Raw genomic sequence first — 24,175 nt, forward strand, 5'->3', positions numbered from 1 at the left:
GAAGCGGTCCTTCCGTGGGAGCAGGCGGCGCTTGGCGGCGTTCGCGCCCAGGGGGCGAGTTGGCCGGCGCAACGCACGCGGTCTTGGCGATGGTGGAAGGTTAGCGGCGGGCGATGCTGTTCGATCGGGCGAACAGACCGGGGTTTCGGCGCCATTTTGATTTATGCGCCGAGCGGAGCGGGGCGACGAGCCTCCCTGGGACCAGATGGAACAGCACTCGGGGTTCGGCAACCTGACAATATTGTCATCTTCGGGTCAGGATTGGGACATGGTCCGCTCTTTACAATCGATCGTAATGGGTGACGCCGCATGAGAGGGCCGAAGGGAGTATCGCCATGGATCATTTGCAATCGGTGCGGATATTCGTCAAGGTGGCGGATATCGGCAGTTTTGTCGGCGCGGCGAACGCGCTCGATGTCTCCAACGCCGTCGTGACGCGCCACGTCGCCGACCTCGAAGGCCGGCTCGGCACCCGGCTCCTTCATCGCACGACACGCAGCCTCTCGCTGACCGAATCCGGTCAGGTCTACCTCGAACGCGCGCGGCAGATTCTCGACGAACTCGAAGACGTCGAGCAGATGGTGACCGCGCGCAATCACGAACCCATCGGCACGCTGCGCATCGTTGCGCCTGTCGTGTTCGGGCTGCATACGCTCGCACCCGTGCTGCAGAGCTACGCAAAGAGTTATCCGAAGGTCGTGCCGGACGTGACGCTCGTCGACCGTACTGTCGATCTTGTGGAAGAGGGGTATGACGTCGGCATTCTGATTGCGCGGCAGATGCGGACCGGAAGCATCGTCACGCGACGCCTGACGACCGATTGCATGATGGTGTGCGCCACGCCCGACTATCTCGCCGAACACGGCACGCCGACACGGCCCGAGCACCTGATGGATCATGCTTGCCTGAGTCCGCCGTCCGAATACTGGGGCGATGAGCACGTATTCAGCGGAGCGTACGACGAAGTGCGCGTGCGGCCAACGAATGTGATCGCGGCGAACAACACGGAAATGCTGCGGCAGTTCACGCTGCTTGGCATGGGGGTGGCGATTCTGCCGAGCTATTTGATCAGCCGGGATGTGGCGCAGGGGCGGTTAGTGCGGCTGCTCGCGGATTACCGGTTGCCGCAGGTGGAGATCAATGTCGCGTATCCGAGCCGGCGGCATTTGCCGGTGAAGGTGCGGACGTTTATTGATCACCTCGTTGAGTATTTTGCGCGGAAGGCGGATGAGGTGGTGGCGTTTCCGGAGGGGCTTGGGAAAGCCGAGATGGTTGGGCGGAAGTCGGCGACGGTGCATGCGATTGATGCTTTCGAGCGGCCGTCGCCTGTGGGGGCAGGGCACTATGCGCGAGTAATGCCGCAGTAGAACTTTCTTACCGGAACTTGATACACGCAAACGAGACCTGGTGCGCTCTAACAACCTTCACTTTGACAGGTTGCGCCGGCTGCCCTTCGCTATCCAACTCCGTCACAGCAACGACGCACTGACGCTCCTCCTGGCGCCCTATCAGCTGAAAAAAGTTGAGATCCTTGTCAGGTGCCTTAGGCCCCTCCAACGCTATCAGCCGGTAGTGCCCATCCTTCTGCGGTGTAAAGGTGCTCGGCATCATGCACACGTTCTCCTCGTAGGAAATCACGAGGGGTTTGTCCGGCACGACTTTGACCGGCATCGCGCCCGGGCCGCCATCGACGTGCGTTTTGCCCGTGTAACAACCTTTTTGGTTGAACGTCAGCAGATAGACGGACCTACCTTGAATCTGCAGTTCCGCGGATGGTTCGCCATCCTGCGGGAAGGGATAGGGGTGACCGACAGTGGTACAACCCGCTGCCAGGGCGAGCGTGAACGTTATTGCGAGAGTGCTGATTGGTCTCATCGTGCTTTTCATAGTTGCGAACTTGTGTGGGTCGCCGCTCACTGGATGTCCCTATACCGGATGGCTCTTGGCGTGACGATCCAGATGCGATTACCGACGACGTCTACGATGTCGTGAAAGCGACCCCGAAGCGGCCAAACTTCTCAGGTGAGTTTCAGCGTGCGATTGTCGAGACGATGCGTGAGCTTCACGCGACCATGGACAGGCACGGTGCTAGCGGTAACCGGAAGGCTCTCAGTTCGGGGAGTGCAGCTGGGCAACGCTGTCCGGTGCCTTACTAAAAAATGAAACGTACTTAAGGCACGCGTTGTCGTCCGTGAAGATGAACATCGAGGAATTCTTTAAGGATTCGCCCGCCGGCGGATAAATTCCGACTAGCTTTTTCAATTTCTCACCACCTCGATAACGCTCAGGAATTGCAGCGCTTATCTCAGACGGTGAAAGGCAAAACGCTCGGTCAGGGTAAAGCGTCAGGTCGGCGCTCTGGAGCCGATTTCCGTGAACCCAGCGCCATGTGTATTGAGATTTCCCCGTAAAGACAGACGACCCGTTTTGATGAACCCTGTACCACTCTGTCCTCTCCTGACTCAACATGCCCCAATACTTATCGCTTAGATAAAATGTCGCGTTAAAAAATTTGCCTGTTGCCGTAGCATCACTCACGTCGCCTTCGAGACCAAATTTTACAAGTGCATCAATCACTGCCTGACGCTGCTCAGGTGATGCCTCGTTAGATGCAACGGTTGGCGGCAACTGACATGCCGCAAGCACGGTGAGAAAACTTGCTCCTACGAGTGCGCGAAGGTAAGGCATCTTAATTAATTTCATATGGAAGCTCGTTTTTAAAATAAACACCAATTTCAAATCACAATGCCATCGCCCCGGTCTCAGGCGGACCATTCGGTGACCAAGCCGCAGCCTTCTACATTCGCCACAAAGGCGCAGGTCTCGCCGCTCTATCCGAGGATGGAGCTCCCCCGATCGATGGCTCGAACTCGCATGCTTCCAGCCTCAGCAGTGCGTCAGGATTAAGGTCGAGCGCGGCAGGCTTGTCACCACGCACTCTTGAACCAACCGCAAGCAAGGAGTCCAGATTTGGTTCGACTCCACCCTCGGACCATCATTGCTTTCTGGGCTTGTAGCTAGAGCACCAACCCGCCATGGGCGGCGCTGTATTCACAAATGCGTCGCGCAACTTTCGCTCCGAGCGCACAAAATCGGCAGCAACGCAGTTGTTTTGTTCTGTCGTTCTTCGATCCACTGGAGAATCAACCCCGTCCCAAATGCAATCGAGCCTGGCCTCGAAGCCGGGGTTGTGCCAGATACCCCCAGCAACAACCAACCCGTGCTCGGCCGCAGCAACGCAAATGGCGATCAACGCATCGGCAGAAACCTTCATCACGACGCTTCCGCCCAAGACAAAGAAGTCGTCCGGAGATTCGTAACGTCTTTGATGATCAATGTTCACTGCAACTCACTTCCAGTTGATTCGACTATCCGGCACCCAACCTGGGTCGCTCTTGCCACTTTTTCACTAAGCCATCAGATCCATCAATCTACACGTGCCTCTTAGTTTGATTTCGTCCTTGGCGATATGTCCTCACGGCCACCACGCCCCATCCGACGGCTTCGATTGAAAGCGCAATGATGAATGCAACCCTGTAAATCGACACGATCGTGCCGTGGCTTGCTACTTGGCGTGCAGACATAGGCGTTAAGCCCCAATGTTTGGAGCCCAAAGCGATAGCATCCGGAAGGTGCACAAGTCCGAGATAGACGAGGACTACCAGAGTTACTCGAGCACAAGCTCCTTTCCAGCTCTTGCTCTGCAAGAGTCTGTCAATTCGTGATTGCTTCATTTCGGTTCTGGTTACTTTTCAAACAACCGAGTTTCAGTGCCGTGTAGGAAATGTAGCAGCGCATCCTTATTTCATGCGCAGTAGCGTTCAACCATTAACTCAACTTCCCTAGATTTTCTTGGATACTCACCGGCAAGCGCATTCAATGTGTCTCGTATGGCTCGGCGCATGTCTTCATCACTATATGTCGCCTCTGATGGCTCTATTCCACTCATTTCAGGATCCGCCCAAACACGAAAGCAGGCTTGGCTGCCGGTAACCATATGATCAATGCTCCAGCCTGGATCGCCACTCATCCCCCCTCCGTCTTTGCAAATGTCCTTCAACCAATGATCGATGGCACTATCGAAGTACGGTTGGAGCAGGAATATCAAAACCCAGTAAAGCAGCTTATCGCCGCTAGCAACATCTTGAATACAACCCCACTTCATTTCGAAACTCCTATTGGAAAGGCAGTCGGCACATACGGGACTCCATTCTGCATTTTAATTGGCACCGAAAATTGCACACCGTCCACAACAACAGTCTGGACCGTACTTCCCGTCATTTGATACTGCACTAATGCTTTTCCGGCAGCCGTACTAGCCATGTCTGCCATGTTGGGGTAGACCGAAGGATCGAAAATAGTTTTCGTTGCCGGCTTGGTCGCATTCGGCAAACCCAGCGCAAGGCTGGGTTTGCACATTAGGCAGACGACTCAATCTCCGTTCAATAATCTGTAACGAGCCTCGTACTTATCAAAATCCTCAAAAATTTCTTGCATATTCGCAACAAGAAAATTCAATTGATTCTGCAGAGAAGGCTTCTTGTCTTCGTCGAACACTTGCATCAGCAAACGGAGGTTGAATACGCGACTTGGTGACGTTGGCCACTCGTGTGCGATTCCAAGACCGAATGCCCCACGCACATACCGCTCTCCCTCCAGTACCACAAAGCAGTCTGGCCGACCGAACACACATAGGGACTCCTCATTTTTCATGAGTTTGAATTCATGAGGCTCCAGGGCTTCAGCAATCGATGAAAGAATTTCCGAGTATTCCGGCACCATTTAATGGCCCACCTTGATCATGGTCGACGTTGCATTGTCATAAGTGTAGCCGTGCTGCATTAAGTAATCGTATTCCCGGCCAAACCCGCTTCTTACTATCGTTCCATCTGATAACGTTCGATTGAGGACCGAATCCGTGGGTCGCGTAGCCGAACGTCTGCGTCGACAGCGAGTTCTTGTCCGCGCTCGCCGTGCTCGCGATCACGCCTCCATCGAGCTGCGTATGGTTGCCGACGTTGATGTTGAATCCGCCGTTGCCCGCATAAATGCCGCTTTGCTGATTGACCGATTGGTAGTTGTCCCTGATCGACTGCTGGCTCACGCTCGCGCTGCCGCTCACCGTCGTGCCGTAGCAGATCGGCGGGATGCAAAGGCTCGCCTGGAACCCCGCGCTCGACTGCTTGCTGTTGTAGGTGTTCGTGTCCTGCGGGCTCTGGATGTTCAAGTCGCGCCCGACGTTCGCATCCACCGTGCCGCCTGACACCTCCGCGCCGCGCAGGTTCGTGTCGCGTCCGCTCGTGATCGACAGCGTGTTGCTCGCCGCGATCGTCGTGTCGCGATTCGTCACGCTGTTTGCGATTACCGACGACGTCTACGATGTTCTGACAACGGCCCCGAAACGGCCAAACCTCTAAGATGAGTTTCAGCGTGTGATTGTCCAGACGCTGCGCGAGCTTCGCCCGACTATGGACAGGTGTAATGCCAACGGTAACCGGAAGCTCTCAGCTCGGGGAGTGCGGTTTGGCAACGCTCTCATGTGCCGCACTATAAAATGAAACGTACTTAAGGCATGCGTTGTCGTCTGTGAAGATAAACATCGAGGAATTCTTTAGGGATTCGCCCGCCGGTGAATAAATTTCGACTAGCTTTATAAATTTCTCACCAACTCAGAAGTGCTCAGGAATTGCAGCGCTTATCTGACGCCCGAGTAGTTCGCCCGGACGCACCAAGCAACTCAGCAGTTTTTTATCTCGGACTCTAATGCGGCCCGGGCTAATACCGGCGGCAGGTCATTCGCCCTTCGACGGCCGACACTCCAAATATCGCAGCTTTTCAGCAATATCAATCCGTAGCGAAAGCGCACGCATCGACGCCTCGCGCTATCGCAGTTGGCGCAACAAGTACCGAAGGTGCGCATTCTCGACAACTACCAGTACCGCTCGCGTGGTCACGTCTTCGGTTCCGCGCGCCACCAACTTGCGAACGGGCTCGTCGATGAAGACCAGCGGCAACCTCCGGCAACACTACTTCGCCGTTCCACCGGAAAGTTTCACTTCAGTTCCAATGGGGACGCCGTTCAGTTTCGAAATAAGCCGCCCAGAGATGGTCCAATAAACATCGATGTCCACCAATTCCAGGTTTTCGAGCGTATCGCCTCCTCCTAGGAACAATGGCCGCTTATAGCCAACACACTGATTGAAAGATGGCCGCGCTCCTCCAGCTTGTAGCCATCTCCGGTAAAAATCGTCCGCCAGTGCTGCGTCCGAGTACTCGCACAGTTCCTCGTCATGAAATGAACTAAGATTGCAAGGTATTTCTAGAGCTTGCCCACTGCCGGGTTCAAACATCACCACGCCAAGACCATCTCCTGCCCGTCGCTGACTGTCTAGAGCAAACACCCGACCGAGCCAATCCAAAGCAAAGCAATGAGCACGGCCTTTGAATGCCGGAAAGGTTGCCTCCATCGCGTGGTTCCAGGACTGCGCACCACTCGCATCCAGCACCCTCTACATGCCTCCATTGAATGATTGCCCTCCGAAACGTTGGACTACCTCGACGACGTACGGATCATCGGAAGTAACACGATGTTCATTGTTAGCCAGCGAATCCGGCAAGAACAATGATTCAAATTGCTCAAACATGGCTAGAGTAGCTATCGACCCCGCAGTCGCATCATGTATGAAATGATCAAGGCTTCGACCAGCTCTCCGGCCACTCGTTGAAATGAATGATTTCGACGTCGTCAATCAATAGCGTATAAAGAAACTCATCCGGAAAATCGTTCACCCTTATTCGCCCCTTGGACTGTTCGACGCTTGCCTCATACACGATACCAAGCTCATTAAAGCAACTGGCCCGCCAGGCGATCGACATAGCTTTATACTGGCTAGCATCTTTGCTGTTGTCTTGTTTCTCAAAGTTCATGGCTTCCTCCCTGGAAGAACGACTCCGAGCGACTGGTTGACTGAATCATTCGAACACTGCGACGCCCAAATTATTTGCTGCCACATCTCATCGCTAGAGTATTGATCGGAATATTTCTGAACAGTCTTGGTACTTGTTGAGCAGCCTTTGAATTACCGCGCTCAAGGCGGGGCCCTTCGATTATCCTCCCCGGCGAGTACGTTGCGATCTACTACCTGTCGGATCGAGTCCTGGCTAATACAGATAACCTCAACATCCGCGCGCAAATGACTTACTTCACCTCCAACGGAACAAGGACGTCCCACCCGCGCGGAATGGCCTCGCCCAAATACCACTGCCAGTACGCTCGCCTGTTTTCCTCCCCGCCCTTGAGCTCCCATATTGCACTGCCGGATGCAGCCAGTGACCCGTAGTAGCTCACATCCCAATCGTCTGGCGGCACATTTTTCTCATTCTCGCCAACCAGATCAAAATTCGTATCGTACAGAATGGTATTGATCGCGGCAAAAACAGCCATTCCGGCATAGGCCGAAACGAAAGCCGTCTCTCCGTGCTCGAACAAACCAATCACTGTGGTATGGAAATCTCCACACTCCTTCTGCAATCGACTCAAGTCGTATTTCCCGGAGATTGCCATCACGTCTTTTTCAAGCATCGTCCGAGCATCCGCCAAAACATTGGAATATGGCTTGATGCGCTCAAACACCTCATGCGCGCAAACGATCGCGAGCCGGGCACGGCGTAAGTACCCAGCGCTGGCATGCTCAGTAGAAGACAACGCTTCGATCAGCCGAAGAATGTTCATTCGACTGATTGCACGAAGCTCACCGTCCTGACCAATCGAACTCGATGCAGCGGCCAGTTCGACAGCCAGCTGTTGAGGAATAGCCATATATGCAAGTTAATTCAATTTAATAGCCTCACTGTCGCTTATTCTTAAGAAGCTCCGCCACTCGAGCCTTCAGCGTTTCAGACAACTCCGCTTTCACAAACTTGGGTTGAGCTGCAACTGGCTCTTCCTTCAATTCGCGAAGCAAATCTATGAACTCCGAAAAACTCACGGCGATAGCATAGAGACCGTGACGAGCATCCTCTAAATACTCACGATCCCATAGATAAATCGCGCCAAACAATTCTTCGCTCAGGTTAATGCAGACAAAATTCGCCCCGGTGACCTGGCCAATTGCGAGCATATTCACCGGCAACTGCTCCAGGAGTTGCGCACGGACCGCCATTAGATCGCTGCTTGCAATTGAGCATTGGCCATACAAGCATTCGAGCACTTCGACGCCATCAGAAGCCCAGGGCGATTTCTCCTTACCCGCGAACCCTATTTTCTTATCGAACACACCAGTAAGCGGGTATCTCTTGAAAAAGTCCTTGTAATCCGCAGGAAGATTGCATCCGACCTTTCCCAACGCATCGAGGTAATCGGCATCAATCTCGTTGCCATCATTTACTAAGGGTCGATACTCAAGACCCTGAAGTTTCTCATCAACATTCATCATTTCAATTACCATTTCTCGGTTTAGACGCATCGCCAATATGTGGAACATTCCCGTTCAAGTCTGACGAAGCCAACTGGATCGTTGCCTCATCTTCGAAATGTTGAGAAGTTGCTCACTTGCCCCGCGTAGGCTATGGATGGCCGTGAAGACTGGCGTAATCCTCTTCATATGCGTCAGGGTCCGCAAACACCCTATCCCGGCACGCAATCAAGAACGTAGCCGGGTTACATCCATTATTAATCGACGCCAAAACCCTTCAAGAATTCTCGCTCCAATTCTCGGTAACGGCCTTCTACGCGCAAAGGAAAGTCAACAAACTCGTCAGCGTTACTCTTAATAAATGAAACGAGATCATCTAGACAGATCCTCGCGTACTCACTCATCACCACCTCACTACGCTTCTCGCTCTCATTCAAGGACATGAGCCGCTGCAGCTCTTGTTGCTTCCTTGCCAGACGAGCAGGCTCGATCACCTTCTCGAGAAGCGAAACATCAAATACTCGACCACTTCTATCCAATAAAGCGATCAGAATCGTTGGTTCCAGTTGACTTTCGATGGCGAACCGAATCCCAACGATGCCATTGCTTGCCTCGAGAACAAAGTCGTCATTGCGCACAATCGCAAGTGTCGGCTCAGGAAATGCATCGATCGCGCGAAGAACGTGGGTAAAAAACGGTTCCAGCATAATGTCACCTTCTCGTCATCTTTCCGGTTGATCCGTCGTAGCTATAGCCTTGCTGCTGCAAGTACTGCATTTCTCGACCAAATCCAGTGAGGCTACCATCCGGTCTCGTTAGCACGTCAGGGGTAGGTTTGGTCACAATGTAAATATCGTCCCCGCGACTGACCGCTTGGTCCAAAAACGGGCGGTTCACTTCATTCCAGAACTGATCGGGTGTCTTGTACATATTATCCGGCACGTTCAACACGTTGAAGCCACCGGATTTGTCACCAAAATTTGTCGTCTTGGGGTAGCCCAATTGGTCGTTGATGACATTGTTCATGTCTAAAGCAAAGCTACCCAGCACGGTTGTTGTTTTGGTTGGGTCGGCCTTAACGATAACTCCACTTGGCGAGCCGATAGGATCAAGGTACGGACTACCGTCTCTATAAAAATTGTTTGATGTGTATGCCTCAGCCGAACTTGTATTTTTCCCGGCGCTCGCGGATTGACTCGCCCCCTGCCCAGATAGTGCGACCGTTCCGACCGCTGAACCAAGATTGATTGCCCCATACGTCAGCCCGGCCGCATATGGACTCATCCCCAGACTTTGCAGCACCTGCTGGCCATACGTCGACGTCGAGTTACCGCTCAGCATCTGCGTGAAACCCGCCTTCGAATAGTCAACGCTCGTGCCCGCTGCCGTCAGTGCCACCCCGCATGCGACCACCGTCTCGCAACCTGCGGTAGCCACGCCCGCCGCTACTGCGACGCCCGTTACGCCCTGCACCGCCCCCACTGTACGGTTAAGCACTTGGTTGCGGTCGTACCAATCGTTGAATTTGTCAGCCGCCCCGTAGCCATCGAACGCACCGGCGCTCTTTAGCAGCCCTTGCTCGTATGTGTACGCCTGACCTTCGTTCTGCAACTGCACGAGCCCAGCCTTGGCTGGGTCAGTGTCCGGGACACCCGCTGCACACTGCACCAGCGCACATTCGGCTGCGGCCAGCTTATGCTGCTCTTCGGGGCTTTGGTCTTTCTGCAACTGCTTGAGCTTTTCCTCTTCGCTCTTATGCAACTGCCGATTGTAAAGATCCGCACTCAACGCCCCATTCGCGCCACTCAGCGCACCGGCCGAACCACCAAGCGCACCACCTGCCACCGCACCCGCCGCGCCCGAAACGATGTTCGACAGCAGCGTCCCGCCAAGCGTGTTGCCGAATGCGCTATTGGCGTAACTGCCCGCGACATCGCCCGCAACAGTGCCGCCCACCGCGCCCGCGACATTGCCCCCGCCCATCGCCGCGCCCAGCCCCGCCACCACCGCGTGCAAGCCGATACGCCCAGCACCGTCGTTGCTCCAGAAATCCTTGTCCGACGTGTGGTTCTCGAGATAGGTCCCCACATCCCCCGCCACCTGCATCCCGACCTGGCCCGTCTGCTGCTGAATCGCCATGCCGTCCTGCACGTTCTGCGCATTGAACGTGTTCTGCACAGAGCCATTCGCATCAGCTGTATCACGGCTCAACCCCGCGGTACTGTCATGCCCCGTGCCCGCATCGCCGCGCACCGTGATCGTGCCCGCGCTCACCGCCGCGTACGTCGTCCCCGACGCGCTGTTGCTCACCCCCGCCGCACCAAACCCGCTCGGCCCCAGCCCCTGCGAGTTCGTCGGTCCCGGCCCATTCGGCGTTGTCTGCTTGGCCGGCGTCCAGCTCACCGCGCCATCCTGTGAGGTCTGTCCAGCCGCCCCGCTCATGCTGAAGCCGACCGTCGAGCCCGAGTAGCTCGCCGTGTTCTGCAAGTTCGTATAGCCGAACGTCTGCGTCGAAAGCGAGTTCTTGTCCGCGCTCGCCGTGCTCGCGATCACGCCTCCATCGAGCTGCGTATGGTTGCCGACGTTGATGTTGAATCCGCCGTTGCCCGCATAAATGCCGCTTTGCTGATTGACCGATTGGTAGTTGTCCCTGATCGACTGCTGGCTCACGCTCGCGCTGCCGCTCACCGTCGTGCCGTAGCAGATCGGCGGGATGCAAAGGCTCGCCTGGAACCCCGCGCTCGACTGCTTGCTGTTGTAGGTGTTCGTGTCCTGCGGGCTCTGGATGTTCAAGTCGCGCCCGACGTTCGCATCCACCGTGCCGCCTGACACCTCCGCGCCGCGCAGGTTCGTGTCGCGTCCGCTCGTGATCGACAGCGTGTTGCTCGCCGCGATCGTCGTGTCGCGATTCGTCACGCTGTTGCCATTCGCGTTGCCCTTCGCGCCGCTTGCCGCCAACTCGATCGTGAAGCCGTTCTGCTGGCCGCCTAATGCCGCGCCCACGCCGATGCTCGCGTTGCTGCTGCTGTTGCTGCTCGTCTGCTGCGTCGTGTCATGCGCGCTCTGCAGATTGATGTCGCGCGCGGCGTTCAGCACGACATTGGTTCCGCTGATCTGCGTACCCACTGCGTTGATGTCGCCGTCGGTCGCCACGCCGTTCGCGTCTGTGGCGCCGCTGCCGGTCGCCACCAGCGACACCGTGCCGCCCGCCTTCAGCGTGCTGCCGTCGTTCGCCATCGAGCTGCTTTGCGATTCGCTATGGCTCGAGCCGCCGCCGATGCTGACCGTCGCCTTGATCAACGTCGGATTCGACGCGCCGCTAGCCGAGTCCATGACGGCCTGAACCGCACCGTAGACGGCAAGCGCCGCCTGCGCCTTGTCCAGCGCCGAGAGCCGCGAATTGTTCGTCTGGCTCGCCTGATTCATGCTCTGATTGACGGTCGCCACCGCGTTGCCAATAGCGCCCCCCAGCGCCAGCGACACCCCAAACTGGCTCGCGCTCTGGCTCATGCTGTTCTGCAGAGCGTCGCTGCCCGGGTCGAGGTTCAGGTTCTGGCCGATCAGCGTGAGGTCCTTGCCCGCCGCCACGTCCGAGCCCTTCACGGTGATGTCCTTGTTCGCGTCGAGCGTCACGTTGCCGTTGCCGCTCGCGATCTGGCTGCGAATCGTGCTTTGGGTCTGCGCGGCCGAATCCTGCACGGTATGACTGCTCGACACGCCGACGCTAAAGCCCGTACCGGTGCCGTTGCTGCCGAGATCGCCGATCTTGTGACTGCTCGATTCCTGATGGCTCGTGCTCGTATCGAGCCCGGCGAGCACGTTGATCGCGCCTTGGCTTGCGATCAAGTCGACACCTTGTGTGCCGCTGATGCCCGAACCGATCACATCGATGTCGCCGGTCTTGCTCTTGACCACGACGCTGTTGCCGGTCACCACCGTCGCGGTCTGCTGGCTCGATGTCGAATTGCCGTCCGCGCTGCTGCGGCTCGCGTTATACGGCGACGAGCTCACGCCGCCGCTGTTCGGCCCGCCGGTCACCCAGCGTGTCACGTCGCCGAGGCTCGGGCCCGCCAACTGAAAGCTTGTACTCGAGCTGCTCGACTGCGTGCTTTGCTGCAGCAGATCGGTCGAGGCCTGGAAGATCACGTTGCGATTCGCGGCGAAGGTCGCCGTGCCGCCCGCCGTGATCGTCGAGCCCGTCACCGTGATGTCGCCGTCGAGCGGGTTGCCGTTCGCGTCCTTCAGCGCGCCGCCCGTGGCGTTCAGCGTGACGTTGCCGCCGCCGCGGATCGTACTGCCCGCGTTGGTCGTACTCGACATGTCGGTCGTGCTCGAGCTGCTGCTGCGCCCGTACGAGATCGAGACAGACGGCGTGTCGGCCCCGTTCGCCGCGAGCTCGTTGTTGATGCTCTCTGAACGGTTGAACGCCGTGCCCGAGGAGCCTGCGGCCTTGAGGTTGCGCGCGGTATCGAGCGGCGTGCCGGTAATGCCCACGGAGATGCCGCTCGAATGCGACTCCTGCTGGTCGTGCGAGTTCGCCGTGTCCTGGCTCGGGTCGATCGTGATGTTCTGCGCCTGAATCGCGATGTTGCCGGTGGCGCCGGTCGTGTCGTTGGCGGCCTTGCCCGCGACGATGTCGCTGCCGCCGATGTGCACGTCCTGGCCCGCCGCAATCGACACGTTGCCCTGCACGCTGCCGATCGTGCTGCGCGACTGGCTTTCGGTGACGGAGTTGGCGTTGTATTGATCCTTCTGCTCGCTCGAGCCGTAGCTGATGCCGATGCCTCCCGTGCCGCCGAAACCCGAGTGCTTCTCGTCGTGATATTCGGAATCCTGGTAAGTGTCGGTTCCAGCGAGGATGTTCACGTTGCCTTTCGCAGCGAGCGCGACGGCGTTCGTGCCGACGATATTGCTGCCGGTCACGTTGATGTCCTTGCTGCTGACGATCGTGACGCCATCCGCCGAAATCGTGCTGCCGTCAGCCGTCGTCGTGGTCTGGTCGACATGGTTGACCGCGCTCGTGCTGCTCGCTACCCCGCTATGGCTATGCTGCTCGTCGAAGTCCGATACATGCGTCTCGGTCGCCGCGCCGATGTTCACGTTGCCCGCCGCCATCAGCGTCGCATTGCCCTGAGTCAGGTTCAGCGTGCTGCCGGTGACGTTGATGTCCTTGCCCGCCACGACGTTCAGGCTCTGCCCGCTTTGCAGCGTCGTGCCCGTCACGGCGTCGTCCGACGTGTAGATGTTTTCGGAGTAGCTGTGGCCGGCATAGTCGCCGGAGCTCGTGCTGTGCACGGTCGACGTCGCGGTGGCCGCGAGCAGCGACACGCTGCCGCCCGCCGCGATCGTGCCCCCGCCGCCCAGATTGATCTGCGCGCCCTGCGCGGTCAGGTCGCCGACGACTGCGATCGCCGATGTGCCGCCCACTTTGACGGTGCTGCCGACGGCGCTCACGATATCCGTATCCGACACGCCGCCGTCGCGATTCACCACCTTGTGCTCGCCGGTCAGCTGCGTGCCGAGCGTCCAATTACCACCGATCTGCATTCCAAGATTCCCGCCGACCGACAAGCTGCCCGCGTTCTGCTCGAAATTGCCGCCCGTCACGATCGCGGCATCGCCCTCGACGCTAATGCTCGCGACAGGGCCAAGCGTGGTGTTGATGCGTGTCGCTCCGTTGCCGTTGACCTGGTTCGTCGTGTTCGCAGCCGTGTCGAGAATCAGGTTCCCGCCGGTCTGCAACGCCAGGCTGCCTGCCTTGACCGTGGCCGACGTCAGGTTGATGTCGCCGGTCGTCGCGAGCGTCATCTGGCCGCCGCTTTGCAGCGTGCCGTTCGTGTTGTCGATGCTGTTGCCAGTGATCGTCAGGCTGTTCGTCGCCTTGATCGTGCCGCTGTTCGTGACCGACTGGGTGTTCTCGAGATCGATGTTGGTCGCGGCGATCACGGGCCCATTGCCCATGTTCTGCTGGCTCGCCTTCGCGAGATAGACGACCGGCACGAGCACCGACTGCCCGTCGACGACCGCCGTCTGCATGATGACGACGTTGCTCGTCAACTGCGAAACCTGCTGCGCGGAAAGGCCCATGCCCGGCGCCAGGCCGAGCGACTTCGCGAGCGACGCGCCTGAAGCCATCAGCGCCTGGAACTCGTCTTGCGTGTTCGCGTAGTTGGTCAGCACGGACTGGCCGGTGAGCGACATGATCTGGCTTTGCACCAGATGCTGCTCATAGAACCCGTCGCCGAGGCGTTCCTGAATCTGCCCCGGGTTCATGCCGAGCTGCTGGAAGTAGTAGTCGCTCGAGAGCCACGTATGCAGGCTCGTGAAAGCGGGATTCGTCTCGACCAGGTACGGTGCGCTCGGCGCCGTGTCAGGCTTGAAGAGGCCCCCTTGCGGCACGGTGAGGTTGCTCAGCACGCCCACGGCCGTGGCGCTTGCGATCACCGGATTGGTGAGGCCGGCGATGCCGCCGCCCATGACGTGCCCGCCGAGCGCCGACAGCGCCCCCGTGGATCGCTGCCCGCCGCTGCCGATACTGCCGTTCACCGCCCCCGTGTTGAGGCCGGGCAACGTCTGCCCGGGCACGAGCCCGAGCGGCGTGACGGACGCATTGCCCGCACCGTTGTTGATGCTCACGCCCGTGCCGCTAATGGTGCCGTGGGCGGTGAAGGTCGAATCGTAGCTTGGCAGCGAGTAGGTTTTGATGTCGGCGGGGCCGTCACATCCGCTCGGGCAGAATGAATGCGTCCAGTCCGGGACGCTGCCGTCATAGTTGCGGTAGTGGTAGTTGCCGGAGTACGTCACCTGCACCTCGGGTGCCGTCTGCCCTTTCCAGCTGTCCTGATCGACAACGTGAGGCGCCGCGAGGTTGCCCACGGCGGTCACTTGGCTCCAGTGGTCCTGAAACGTGTTCACCGTCGACGCCGACAAGTTGCCGCCCGCGATGATCTGCGCCTCAGGGCTGATCGACGTCACCGTGCTCGCCATCGCGGTGCCGGTATAGGTCGTGTACTGGTACGTGCTGTTGTACTGGCCGCCGTGGGGCGGCTCGATGTACACACCGCCGATGCTGTCTTTATTCTTGACGCCAACCTGGCCAGTACGGCCGTTCAGGCTGATGCCCTGGCTCGCGAGCAAGTTCGAATCGAACGACGACGTCAAACCCGACGTCGTCACGACGCGCCGCGTGTTGGTCACCAGGTCAGCAGCGACCACCATGTCGCCCTCCGATTGGATCAGCGCGGACTGGTTCTTGATCAGGCTGGCGTTCGTATAGTTGCCATTGCTGTCCTTGCCGCCCGCGAGCACGACGCGGCCGAGGCCGTAGATCGCGGTCTGCGCTTGCGTATCGGTGGCCGTGGTGTCGTCGCGATTCTCGATGTCGGGGGCGAGCAGCTCGAGCGTGCCGTTGCTGTCGGTCGCGCCAATCACCGCCGACGTGCCGAGGTTCGACAGCGTCTGCGAGGCCTTTAGCGAGACGCTCGCGCCGACCAGCGTGCCCGTGTTGGTGAGCGTGCTCGAGCTCGTGCTCAGCAATCCGCCCGCGGCGATCGAGCCTGAGTTGGCGATGTTGCCGGCGTTGACGCTCAGGTTGTTCACGGCCAGCATGCCGCCGCCGTTGTAGAACGTGCCCGGGAGATTGAACGTCAGATTGTGCCCGGCGTTGAACTGGTAGCCGGGATCATTGCTGAAGTCGCCTTGCAGGTTCAGCGTGACGTCGCCGGCTGCGTTGTAGCTGCCGCCGCCCGCCAGCGTGCTCGCGGTCACCGAGAGATTGCGCGACGCGCTGATTTGTCCGTTCGTGTTGTCCAACGCGGCGCCGCTCGAAATGCCGACGTCGCCGCTCACGTTCGCAACGTTGCCGATCTGTCCGCCGTTGTTGTTCACGCGGCCCGCATTGATCTGGAGGCTCGCGCCGCTCAACTGACCGCCTTGTGTGTTGTAGAGCACTGCGGTCGTTAGCGTGACGGCGCCGTTGCCGCTGATGCTGCCCATGCCCGATGCGCCGCCGGCGTTCGAGTTCGCGATCTGGCTCGCGCCGTTGATCGTGGTCGCTCCGCCGTAGGCGTTGCTGATCGAGCCGCCCGTGTTGTCGATCGATGCCGCGTTGACACTCAAGGTGCCGACGTTGTTGGCCGCGCCGCCGCCGACGGCGATCTTGCCGCCTGCATTCGTCAACGCACCGCCGCTCGACGCGGCGAGCGACGTGTTCGAGCGCAGCACACCGTTCGTGTTGTTCAGCGCACCGCCAATCGATGCCGACAGCGCGCCTTGTCCTGCCAGCGTGCCGCCCGTGTTGTCGAAGCTGCCCGCCGTGACGGTGACTTGGCCGTTGCTCGCGATCTTGCCGCCGGCGTTGGTGAGCGACCCTGCGCCGTTGCCCGGCGTGATCGTCAACGTGCCCGTGCCCGCGTGCGTGATCGTGCCGCTGTTGTTGTTCAGGCTCGCTGGCGTCAGCGCGAGGTCTTGGCTGTTGGTCTGGAGTACGCCGCCATTGGAGTTGTCGATCGCGTTGCTCACGCCGAGGGCCATGGCGCCCGTGCCGAGCTGCGTCAGCGTGCCGTGCTCGTTGGTCAGATTCGTTGCGTTAACCGTGAGCTGATTCGTCGTGATCTGGCCGCTGCTGTTGTCCAGCTGCGGGACTGTCAAGTTCACGGCATTGCCGCTGATCGCGCCGCTCACGTTCTTCAGCGACGCGGCGCTGGCCGTGAGCGTCGTTGCGTTCAGCGTGCCGCCGCCGTTGTCGAGCGTGCCGGCAATCGTCGCGTTGAGGTTTTGCGTAGCGCTGATGCTGCCGCCATTCGTCAACGAAGCGGCTTGAATCGCGGCACTTCCTCCTGCGCCGATCGCGCCGCCGGTGTTGGTCAACGTCCCGGTGGTCGACGCGCTCAAGTTCGCGTTGGAAATCAGCTTGCCGTTCGTATTGTTGAGCGGGCCGCCGATCGTCGCCGTGAGCCCGGTTTGTCCGCCGACCGCGCCGCCCGTGTTGTCGAGACTGCCGGCTGTGACGGCGACTTGGCCGTTGCTCGCGATCTTGCCGCCGGCGTTGGTCAGCGATCCCGCGCCGTTGCCGGGCGTGATCGTCAACGTGCCCGTGCCCGCGTGCGTGATTGTGCCGCCGTTGTTGTTCAGGCTCGCCGGCGTGAGCGCCAGGTCCTGGCTGTTGGTCTGGAGCACGCCGCCGTTGGCGTTGTCGATCGCATTGCTCACGCCGAGGGCCATAGCGCCCGTGCCGAGCTGCGTCAGCGTGCCGTGCTCGTTGGTCAGATTCGTTGCGTTGACCGTGAGCTGATTCGTCGTGATCTGGCCGCCGCTGTTATCCAGCTGCGGGACCGTCAAGTTCACGGCATTGCCGCTGATCGCGCCGTTCACGTTTTTCAGCGACGCGGCGCTGGCCGTCAGCGTCGTCGCGTTCAGCGTGCCGCCGCTGTTGTCGAGCGTGCCGGTAATCGTCGCGTTCAGGTTTTGCGAAGCGGTGATGCTGCCACTGTTCGACAGCGACGCCGCTTGAATCGCGGCACTGCCATTGCCTCCGATCAAGCCGCCTGCCGCGCCTTGCGCGGTCGTTCCCGCAGCGTTCGTGATTTGCCCGCTCGCCGAAAGCGCGAGGCCGTCGCCATTGAGCGAGACGATGCGCCCCGCGCTATTCGTCACGTTCGCGGCGGTCACGCCGAGGGCGCCGCCCGCCTCGACATTGCCTGCCGTGTTGTCGACGTTCCCGCCGGTCTTGACGGTCAACGCCTGCGCCGCGGTGATCGAGCCCGAGCCGTTGGCAACGCTGGCTGCCGTGATCGTGGCTTGCCCGTTCGTGCCGATGGTGCCGCCGTGGCTGTTGTCCAACGCGCCGGTCTGGAGGCTCAGCGCGCCCGTCCCGGCGTGGCTGATCTGGCCGCCTTCGTTGCTCAGGCTGCCGGATTGGACCGTGAGGTTTTGGGCATTGGTTTCGATGACGCCGCTGGTGTTGTCGATGCCGCCCGTCACCGCGAGATTCGTGTTGCCGGAGCCGGTTTGCGTCAGCGTGCCGCCGCGGTTGGAGACTGACGCCGCGGCCACACCGACGAGCGAGCCGCTCATCTTTCCTTGATCGTTCACGACGGCGCCTGCCGCCTGCAACGCGAGATTGCCGCCCGCGCCCAGCGTGGCGCCGGTGTGAACGATGTTGCCGGTATCGCCGCCCGCGCCCGTTGCCGTCAACGATGCTGAACCGTTGACGAGCGTTTGCGCACCAGCCAGATTCAAGCTGCTTCCCGACACGGCGAGATTGCCGCCCGCCAGGTTTTGTCCGACGGCGCTCACTGCGCCCGTTGCGGTGACCGTGAGGCTGCCGGTCCCGGTCACGTGGCCGCTCGCGTCGATGCCCGCGCCGAGCGCGCCGCTCGAGTTGACGGACGCGCCGCTCACCGTCGTATTGCCGAGCGCGGCAAGCGTACCGGTGTTGCCCACTTGTCCCTGGGCGTTCAAGGTCGCGTTCTGTGCGGCATAGAGCGAGCCGCTGTTCGACGCGTCTGCCGACGTGGTAATCGCCACGCTGCCGCTCGCGCTCGTCGTGCCCGACAGCGTCACCTTGCCTTGGCTGCTCAGCGACACATCGCCCGACTGCGCGGCGATGGTCCCCGAACTGTTGACCCCGACGCCCGCCTCGGTACCGACAAGCATGATCTTGCCCGCGTACATCCCGCCGAGCTGCGCGACGTCGATCGCCACGCCCGGCTTGTTGCCGTCGGGGGAGAGCGCCTGCGCGCTCAGGTTGTCATAGCGCACATCGTTGGAGCCGGTCACCACGTTGAGCGCACGGCCCGCCCAAAGCTTGCCGTTGATCTGCACGCTGCGCGCAATCAAGTCGACCTGGTCGACATTGCTCGCGTTCATGCCCGCGCCGTCGATTTGAATCTGTCCGCCCGTCACGTGGAAAGCGTCGAGACTGCCGCTGCCGCCGAACACGGGCGTGCCCGTCGTGAGCACGCCGCGGCTCGTGTTGATGAATCCACAGCCGTTGCAATAGATGCCTGCCGGATTCGCGATGACCACCTGCGCCTGCTGGCCCGCCACTTCGGTATAGCCGAGCAGCTGGCTGGCCCCGCCGCCCACCACCTGGTTCACGATGATTCGAGCGCTGCCCGACGAGAGATACGGGTTGCCCTGCACATAGCCCGCTTGCTGGGTGAGGACGTTGCTCGGCGAGTTGTTGAGAATCAAGCCCGGCTTGCCGACGTTGAAGCTCGAATACGTGTTGTTCGACACGCCTGCTGCGTTGGGTGTCGTGATTTGCACGATCGGCAAGCCGTTGGCCGTCACGCCGACCGCAGGTTTATTGGCGGGTGACGCGCCCGGCGAAGCGACCACTTGCGCATGCAGCAGCAGCGGTTGCATACCGAAGACGCACAACGCGGCGAACGCGAGCTCGCGCATCTGCAGCATGTCGATAAAGCCCAACGCGGCGCGTGCGGAGGCGGACGCGCCTGACCTTCCGGCCGTCCGTCCCTTGCCCAAGCCGCTCGCGGTTTCCTGGACAGCCATAAGGAGTCCACGGGCCGCGTTGAAGATGACGCGATAGAGGTGTCGGTTCATAGCTGGAAGCTCACGCTGAAACCCGCAACCGGCCAGCGGTTGGGAAATTGGGCGGGCTGGTACAGCGGGCCGCCGAGGAACACGTCGTAATAGACGTTCTTGAAGGGACTGCCGCGCAAACCCACCACGGCGCCGGCGAGCCGCCGGCCCAACAGGTTTTGCGCCTGCGGGCCGAACACTTCACCGCCGTCGATGCCGAGGTACAGCGTCTGGCCGGTCTGCAGGATGGGGACTTCCAGATCGTTGCGCATGAACACGCCTTTCTCCGCGGCAAGCATCGTGTTGCCGTCGAAGCCCCGCACCGTGTAGCGGCTGCCGATCGAGAAATACTCCGTGGGAAAGAGAATGTCCGGCGAATTCTGCGCACGAACCGTCGCCGTGTAGCGCAGCGGCAGATGGCCGATTTGGAACGGCACGCTCAGCGTCGAATCGAGCGTTTCGATGTGGTAGTAGTAGGTCGGGGCGACCGAACTAACGCTCGGCAAATCGCTTTGGGCTCCGAACCAGGGCACGCCCCAACGATAGGCCACGGTGCTGTCGAGTTGCGCCGCGCCGAAGTAGTGCTTGTGCACCCAGCCGATTTCCGCGTAGCTGTTGTCGCGGTGCTGAACGTCGATCTCCGAACCGTCGACGAACGCTTCACTGAAATACTTGCCGGTGCGGAATTCGAGCGAATTCTTCTGTACCTGATTGCGATAGAACAGGTATTCCGCCTTGACGTCGAACGTCTTCGAAAGGCCGCTCGAGACGAACGTGGCGAACGCGCCGGCGATCTGCTGGTGGTAGTGGTACTGGCTGGCCGTCGCCGTGAACAACCAGTTGCCCCACGGAATCGAATAGAAGGCACTGTCGCCGCGCGTGCCGTACTGCCCCGGATGGCCGTTCGCGTCGTGGTTGTAGGCAATGTTGAAGATGTCAGAGAGGCCGAGCGGATTGTTGAGCGTGAAGTTCGCGCTCGCCTGCAACTGCCCCGTCGATTTGAGGCCGCTGTCGTCGAGACTCAGCCCAAGCGTCCACGGCTTCGTGCGCTTGACGGTGATCACGACATCGCTTTCGCCCGGCGACTGGCCGGGCACGATCTGCATGTCGACGTCCTGATTCGGCACGCGCTTCATCTGCTCGAGCCCTTGCTCGAGATCGCGCAGATTCAGCAGGTTGCCGGCGTGCGTTGGAAACGCATTGCGCCAGGTGCCGTAGGTCGACGGATCGGCGAAGCGGATCTTGCCGATCACACCGGGAATCAGCTCGAGCGTGAGCCTGCCCGTCGACAGATCCTGAGCCCCGATTACCACGCGCGTTGTCGTGTAGCCCTTCGCGAGAATCAGCGCGGACAGTCGATGCACGATCAAATTGAGGCCCTCGCGCCCGATGCACTGACCGCGATAGCGCTGCAGGTAGTCGACGGCAAACGTCAGCGCCCCGGGAAACAGCGGGTTCGGCGACAACGCGCGAGCGCCAGCCGCTTCCACGGCATCGCTCAAGCCCTTGGGAACCTCGATCGCCAACTGATCGACTTTGAAGCAGGGGGACTCGGGGGGCACCTTGCCATCGTCGATCGCCTCGGGCTTTTGCGCCGGCTGGAGGTCGACATTCGGCGCCTGCAATTGGCGCTGGCGCTCGATCTCTTGTTGCTGCGCGCGACGGCGCTGCTCCTGCTCGTCGAGAGAACCCGATAGCTGCGCATGCGAAACGCATGAATGCGCGAGGACGAACAGCGCACCGCAAATCTGCGCGAGCGTTCTTAGATCGTGTCGCGCCGCCGCGCGCGTTGACTTCAACCAACCCCTGAGCCGCATGAACGCCGGCTCGCGACATCGTTTATTCATTTCTTTTTAATCGACTTTTCTTGTTGCTGTTTTTGCGCCGCTGTTTTGTAAATAGCGGCGGCATAGCGGCAGACGCTTGCCGCGATTCGTGGCAATGCGAGCTGCCGCAAAAGCTCGACTCAATCGAGTTCCGGACGGATTCGAACGTCGCGCAAACACATGGCGAAAGCATTCCCCGAGCTTTTCAAGGGCGGCTTTGCGACGCCTTTAAAGATCCGATTCGATGTGATTTGCGCGTACGCGCAGCGATCATTTCGATCGCGAATATCCGACGTGTTTTTTCCGCGGAATTGCGTTGTCGGTGCTATTGCATCCGCTGCGTCGCAACGGACGCAGGTAGAGGGTGCGGCACTGACCCTCGGGCCTTGCCGCTGAAGTGTCCGGCGGTGTCGATATCAGTCGGAATCGATAGCCGGATAATGGCTGCTGCATTTAACATTCTTGGCCCCGCGGTTTGAGAGTTATTTTTTTGTCATTGCGCGGGTCATGCCGCCGTATTTACAACACAAGCACCGGCTACCCTCGTCGCAGTCCGCATCCGGCGTTTTGGTCGCTTGTTCTCAGGGCAAGTACTGCCTCGTTCGCGCAATTCTTAAGACGAATGTCGGCAATCAAACGGGAATATTTAGTAACTTTTCGTAATAACTTTATTGTCTGACCATTAGATTTTACAATTTCGGATCGTTGGAAAATCTGCGGGGCGACAAGAAATCATACGAAATCCTTTCGGCATTCTTCGAAGGATTATCTATATCGCCTTCAAATAGAAATTGCGGCGAAAGGCGGGAGATGTCTAACTTGGGAAATGGTGGCGCAGGAGCGCGAAATACCGCCGCCGTCGGGCCACACAGCGCCACTGGTGTCGCTTCAGTTTTCGTGGGGATTCCGTGCGCGCGCAAAAACGCTTTCAGTGCGTCGCTCTGAAGCTACGGATTTGCAGATGTTTTTTTGGCGCGCCCGGCTGGGATCGAACCAGCAACCCCTGCCTTCGGAGGGCAGTACTCTATCCATTGAGCTACGGGCGCTTTAGCGACGGCGCCACCCGATTTAAAGGGACATAAACGGGCGACACGCATGCGAGGAGACCGAGAGAATACCCGGTTTCGCCCAAACCGTCCACCGCGCGGCCCGTTGGGCGCCTTTTGCCGGCATTTCCGCCATCTTTCTGCACCGTTCGCCTCCTCCCGCTGCGGGTAAACGCCTGCTGAAGAGCCCCGTGCTGCGCTCGCCCGCGCCAAAACGTTGCCTATATAATCGTCCGTGCTTGATCAAGAACAAGTTGTTGCCGTTGCCGTCGCGCTTTACCGCTCACCTGACAAAAACCTTGGGAGACGAGACAAGCATGAGCGAAGCACCACACGGAGCACCGATCAAAACACCTGGGCAGCTCATCGCCGCGATCATCGCGAGCTTTGCCATCCCGGTGGTCATCATCATTCTTCTCGCCAATTACGTTAACGAGTCGAGCCGCACCGGCGCCGGCACGGACGGTTTGTCCGACGCCGCCGTCGCCCAGCGCGTCGCGCCTATCGCGCAGCTCAATCTCCGCGACGCGAACGCCCCGCATGTCTACAAGACCGGCGAGCAGGTCTATCAAGCCGTCTGCTCGGCCTGTCACGCGACCGGCAACGCGGGCGCGCCGAAATTCGGCAACGCCGGCGACTGGGCGCCGCGCATCTCGCAAGGCTTCGACACGCTCTGGCACACCGCGCTGACCGGCAAGAACGCCATGCCGCCGCGCGGGGGCACGAGTCCCGACGATTACAGCGACTACGAAATCGGCCGCGCCGTCGCCTATATGGCCGACCACGGTGGCGCGCAGTTCGCCGATCCGCCCGCTCCTGCGGCCAGCGCTCCTACGGCGCAAGGGGGGTCGGGGGCAGGCGCGGCGTCCGAATCAGATGCGGTCAGCGCCGCCAGCGCACAAGCCGCCGCGGCAATCGCCGCGCTCTCCAGTAGCGCACCGCAAGCGAACGCCGGCGCCGCGCCCAGCGCGGATGCGGCGCAAGCGGGCAAGGCGCTCTATCAGGCGGTCTGCCAGGCATGTCACGCGGCGGGCGTGCTCAACGCGCCGAAGTTCGGCGACAAGGACGCCTGGGCGCCGCGCCTCAAAGACCCGATGGATGTGATCTACAACTACGCGCTGCACGGCAAGGGCAACATGCCGCCGAAGGGCGGCTCGAACGCGTCGGATGCGGATGTGAAGGCCGCCGTCGACTATATGATCAGCGCGGCGAAGTAACGAACGGAACGGCGAATCGGCGTCCAGCGACGCCGGTTTTTATCCCTGCGTGCGCTTCGCGCCGCAGGGATTTTTTACGTCTGCCGCTGCCGACAAGAAACAAGAAGTGACTCGACGCCTCTCGA

General features: G+C 59.9%; 15 protein-coding genes and 1 tRNA gene. 2 read left to right on the forward strand and 14 right to left on the reverse strand.

Features of this window, described 5'->3' with window-relative positions; genetic code table 11:
- Positions 1-335: 335 nt before the first annotated feature.
- The gene (locus AAHK20_RS06505; protein WP_449180638.1) at positions 336-1,367 is read left to right on the forward strand and encodes a LysR family transcriptional regulator; all 1,032 of its coding nucleotides are present in this window, start codon (positions 336-338) and stop codon (positions 1,365-1,367) included.
- A 7-nt stretch (positions 1,368-1,374) separates the two neighbouring features.
- On the opposite strand, the gene AAHK20_RS06510 is transcribed toward AAHK20_RS06505, so the two are convergent.
- The 14 genes from AAHK20_RS06510 to AAHK20_RS06575 all read right to left on the reverse strand — a co-directional run bounded on the left by AAHK20_RS06510 (position 1,375) and on the right by AAHK20_RS06575 (position 22,833).
- Entirely contained in the window at positions 1,375-1,875 is a 501-nt protein-coding gene (locus tag AAHK20_RS06510; RefSeq protein ID WP_449180639.1) for a hypothetical protein, read from the reverse strand.
- A 234-nt stretch (positions 1,876-2,109) separates the two neighbouring features.
- Positions 2,110-2,703, reverse strand: coding sequence for a hypothetical protein (locus AAHK20_RS06515; protein ID WP_449180640.1), 594 nt, complete (start codon positions 2,701-2,703; stop codon positions 2,110-2,112).
- A 292-nt stretch (positions 2,704-2,995) separates the two neighbouring features.
- Positions 2,996-3,343, reverse strand: coding sequence for a colicin immunity protein (locus tag AAHK20_RS06520; protein ID WP_449180641.1), 348 nt, complete (start codon positions 3,341-3,343; stop codon positions 2,996-2,998).
- Between the two features lie 462 nt (positions 3,344-3,805).
- Entirely contained in the window at positions 3,806-4,165 is a 360-nt protein-coding gene (locus AAHK20_RS06525) for a hypothetical protein (RefSeq protein ID WP_449180642.1), read from the reverse strand.
- Positions 4,166-4,431: 266 nt separating this feature from the next.
- The gene (locus AAHK20_RS06530) at positions 4,432-4,782 is read right to left on the reverse strand and encodes a hypothetical protein (RefSeq protein WP_449180643.1); all 351 of its coding nucleotides are present in this window, start codon (positions 4,780-4,782) and stop codon (positions 4,432-4,434) included.
- 37 nt (positions 4,783-4,819) lie between these two features.
- Positions 4,820-5,350, reverse strand: a complete 531-nt coding sequence (locus tag AAHK20_RS06535; protein ID WP_449180644.1) for a hemagglutinin repeat-containing protein — start codon at positions 5,348-5,350, stop codon at positions 4,820-4,822.
- 676 nt (positions 5,351-6,026) lie between these two features.
- Positions 6,027-6,467, reverse strand: coding sequence for a T6SS immunity protein Tdi1 domain-containing protein (locus AAHK20_RS06540; RefSeq protein ID WP_449180645.1), 441 nt, complete (start codon positions 6,465-6,467; stop codon positions 6,027-6,029).
- A 223-nt stretch (positions 6,468-6,690) separates the two neighbouring features.
- Positions 6,691-6,927 carry a hypothetical protein gene (locus AAHK20_RS06545; RefSeq protein ID WP_449180646.1) on the reverse strand — a complete coding sequence of 79 codons (237 nt, stop codon included), beginning with the start codon at positions 6,925-6,927 and terminating at the stop codon, positions 6,691-6,693.
- Between the two features lie 271 nt (positions 6,928-7,198).
- Entirely contained in the window at positions 7,199-7,819 is a 621-nt protein-coding gene (locus tag AAHK20_RS06550; RefSeq protein ID WP_449180647.1) for an Imm5 family immunity protein, read from the reverse strand.
- Positions 7,820-7,847: 28 nt separating this feature from the next.
- Positions 7,848-8,483, reverse strand: coding sequence for an SMI1/KNR4 family protein (locus tag AAHK20_RS06555; RefSeq protein ID WP_449180648.1), 636 nt, complete (start codon positions 8,481-8,483; stop codon positions 7,848-7,850).
- 188 nt (positions 8,484-8,671) lie between these two features.
- Positions 8,672-9,121, reverse strand: coding sequence for a hypothetical protein (locus AAHK20_RS06560; protein WP_449180649.1), 450 nt, complete (start codon positions 9,119-9,121; stop codon positions 8,672-8,674).
- Between the two features lie 4 nt (positions 9,122-9,125).
- A complete protein-coding gene (locus AAHK20_RS06565) occupies positions 9,126-19,982 on the reverse strand; it encodes a hemagglutinin repeat-containing protein (protein WP_449180650.1) in 10,857 nt (3,618 codons plus the stop codon).
- The gene (locus tag AAHK20_RS06570) at positions 19,979-21,808 is read right to left on the reverse strand and encodes a ShlB/FhaC/HecB family hemolysin secretion/activation protein (RefSeq protein WP_449180651.1); all 1,830 of its coding nucleotides are present in this window, start codon (positions 21,806-21,808) and stop codon (positions 19,979-19,981) included. The genes AAHK20_RS06565 and AAHK20_RS06570 overlap by 4 nt, the downstream gene beginning before the upstream one ends.
- A gap of 949 nt (positions 21,809-22,757) precedes the next feature.
- Positions 22,758-22,833 (reverse strand) — tRNA-Arg (locus AAHK20_RS06575).
- Positions 22,834-23,150: 317 nt separating this feature from the next.
- Between AAHK20_RS06575 and AAHK20_RS06580 the strand changes: the two genes are divergently transcribed.
- A complete protein-coding gene (locus tag AAHK20_RS06580; RefSeq protein WP_449180652.1) occupies positions 23,151-24,050 on the forward strand; it encodes a c-type cytochrome in 900 nt (299 codons plus the stop codon).
- The last annotated feature ends 125 nt before the right edge of the window (positions 24,051-24,175 follow it).

The sequence above is a fragment of the Trinickia camelliae genome (assembly GCF_053525655.1).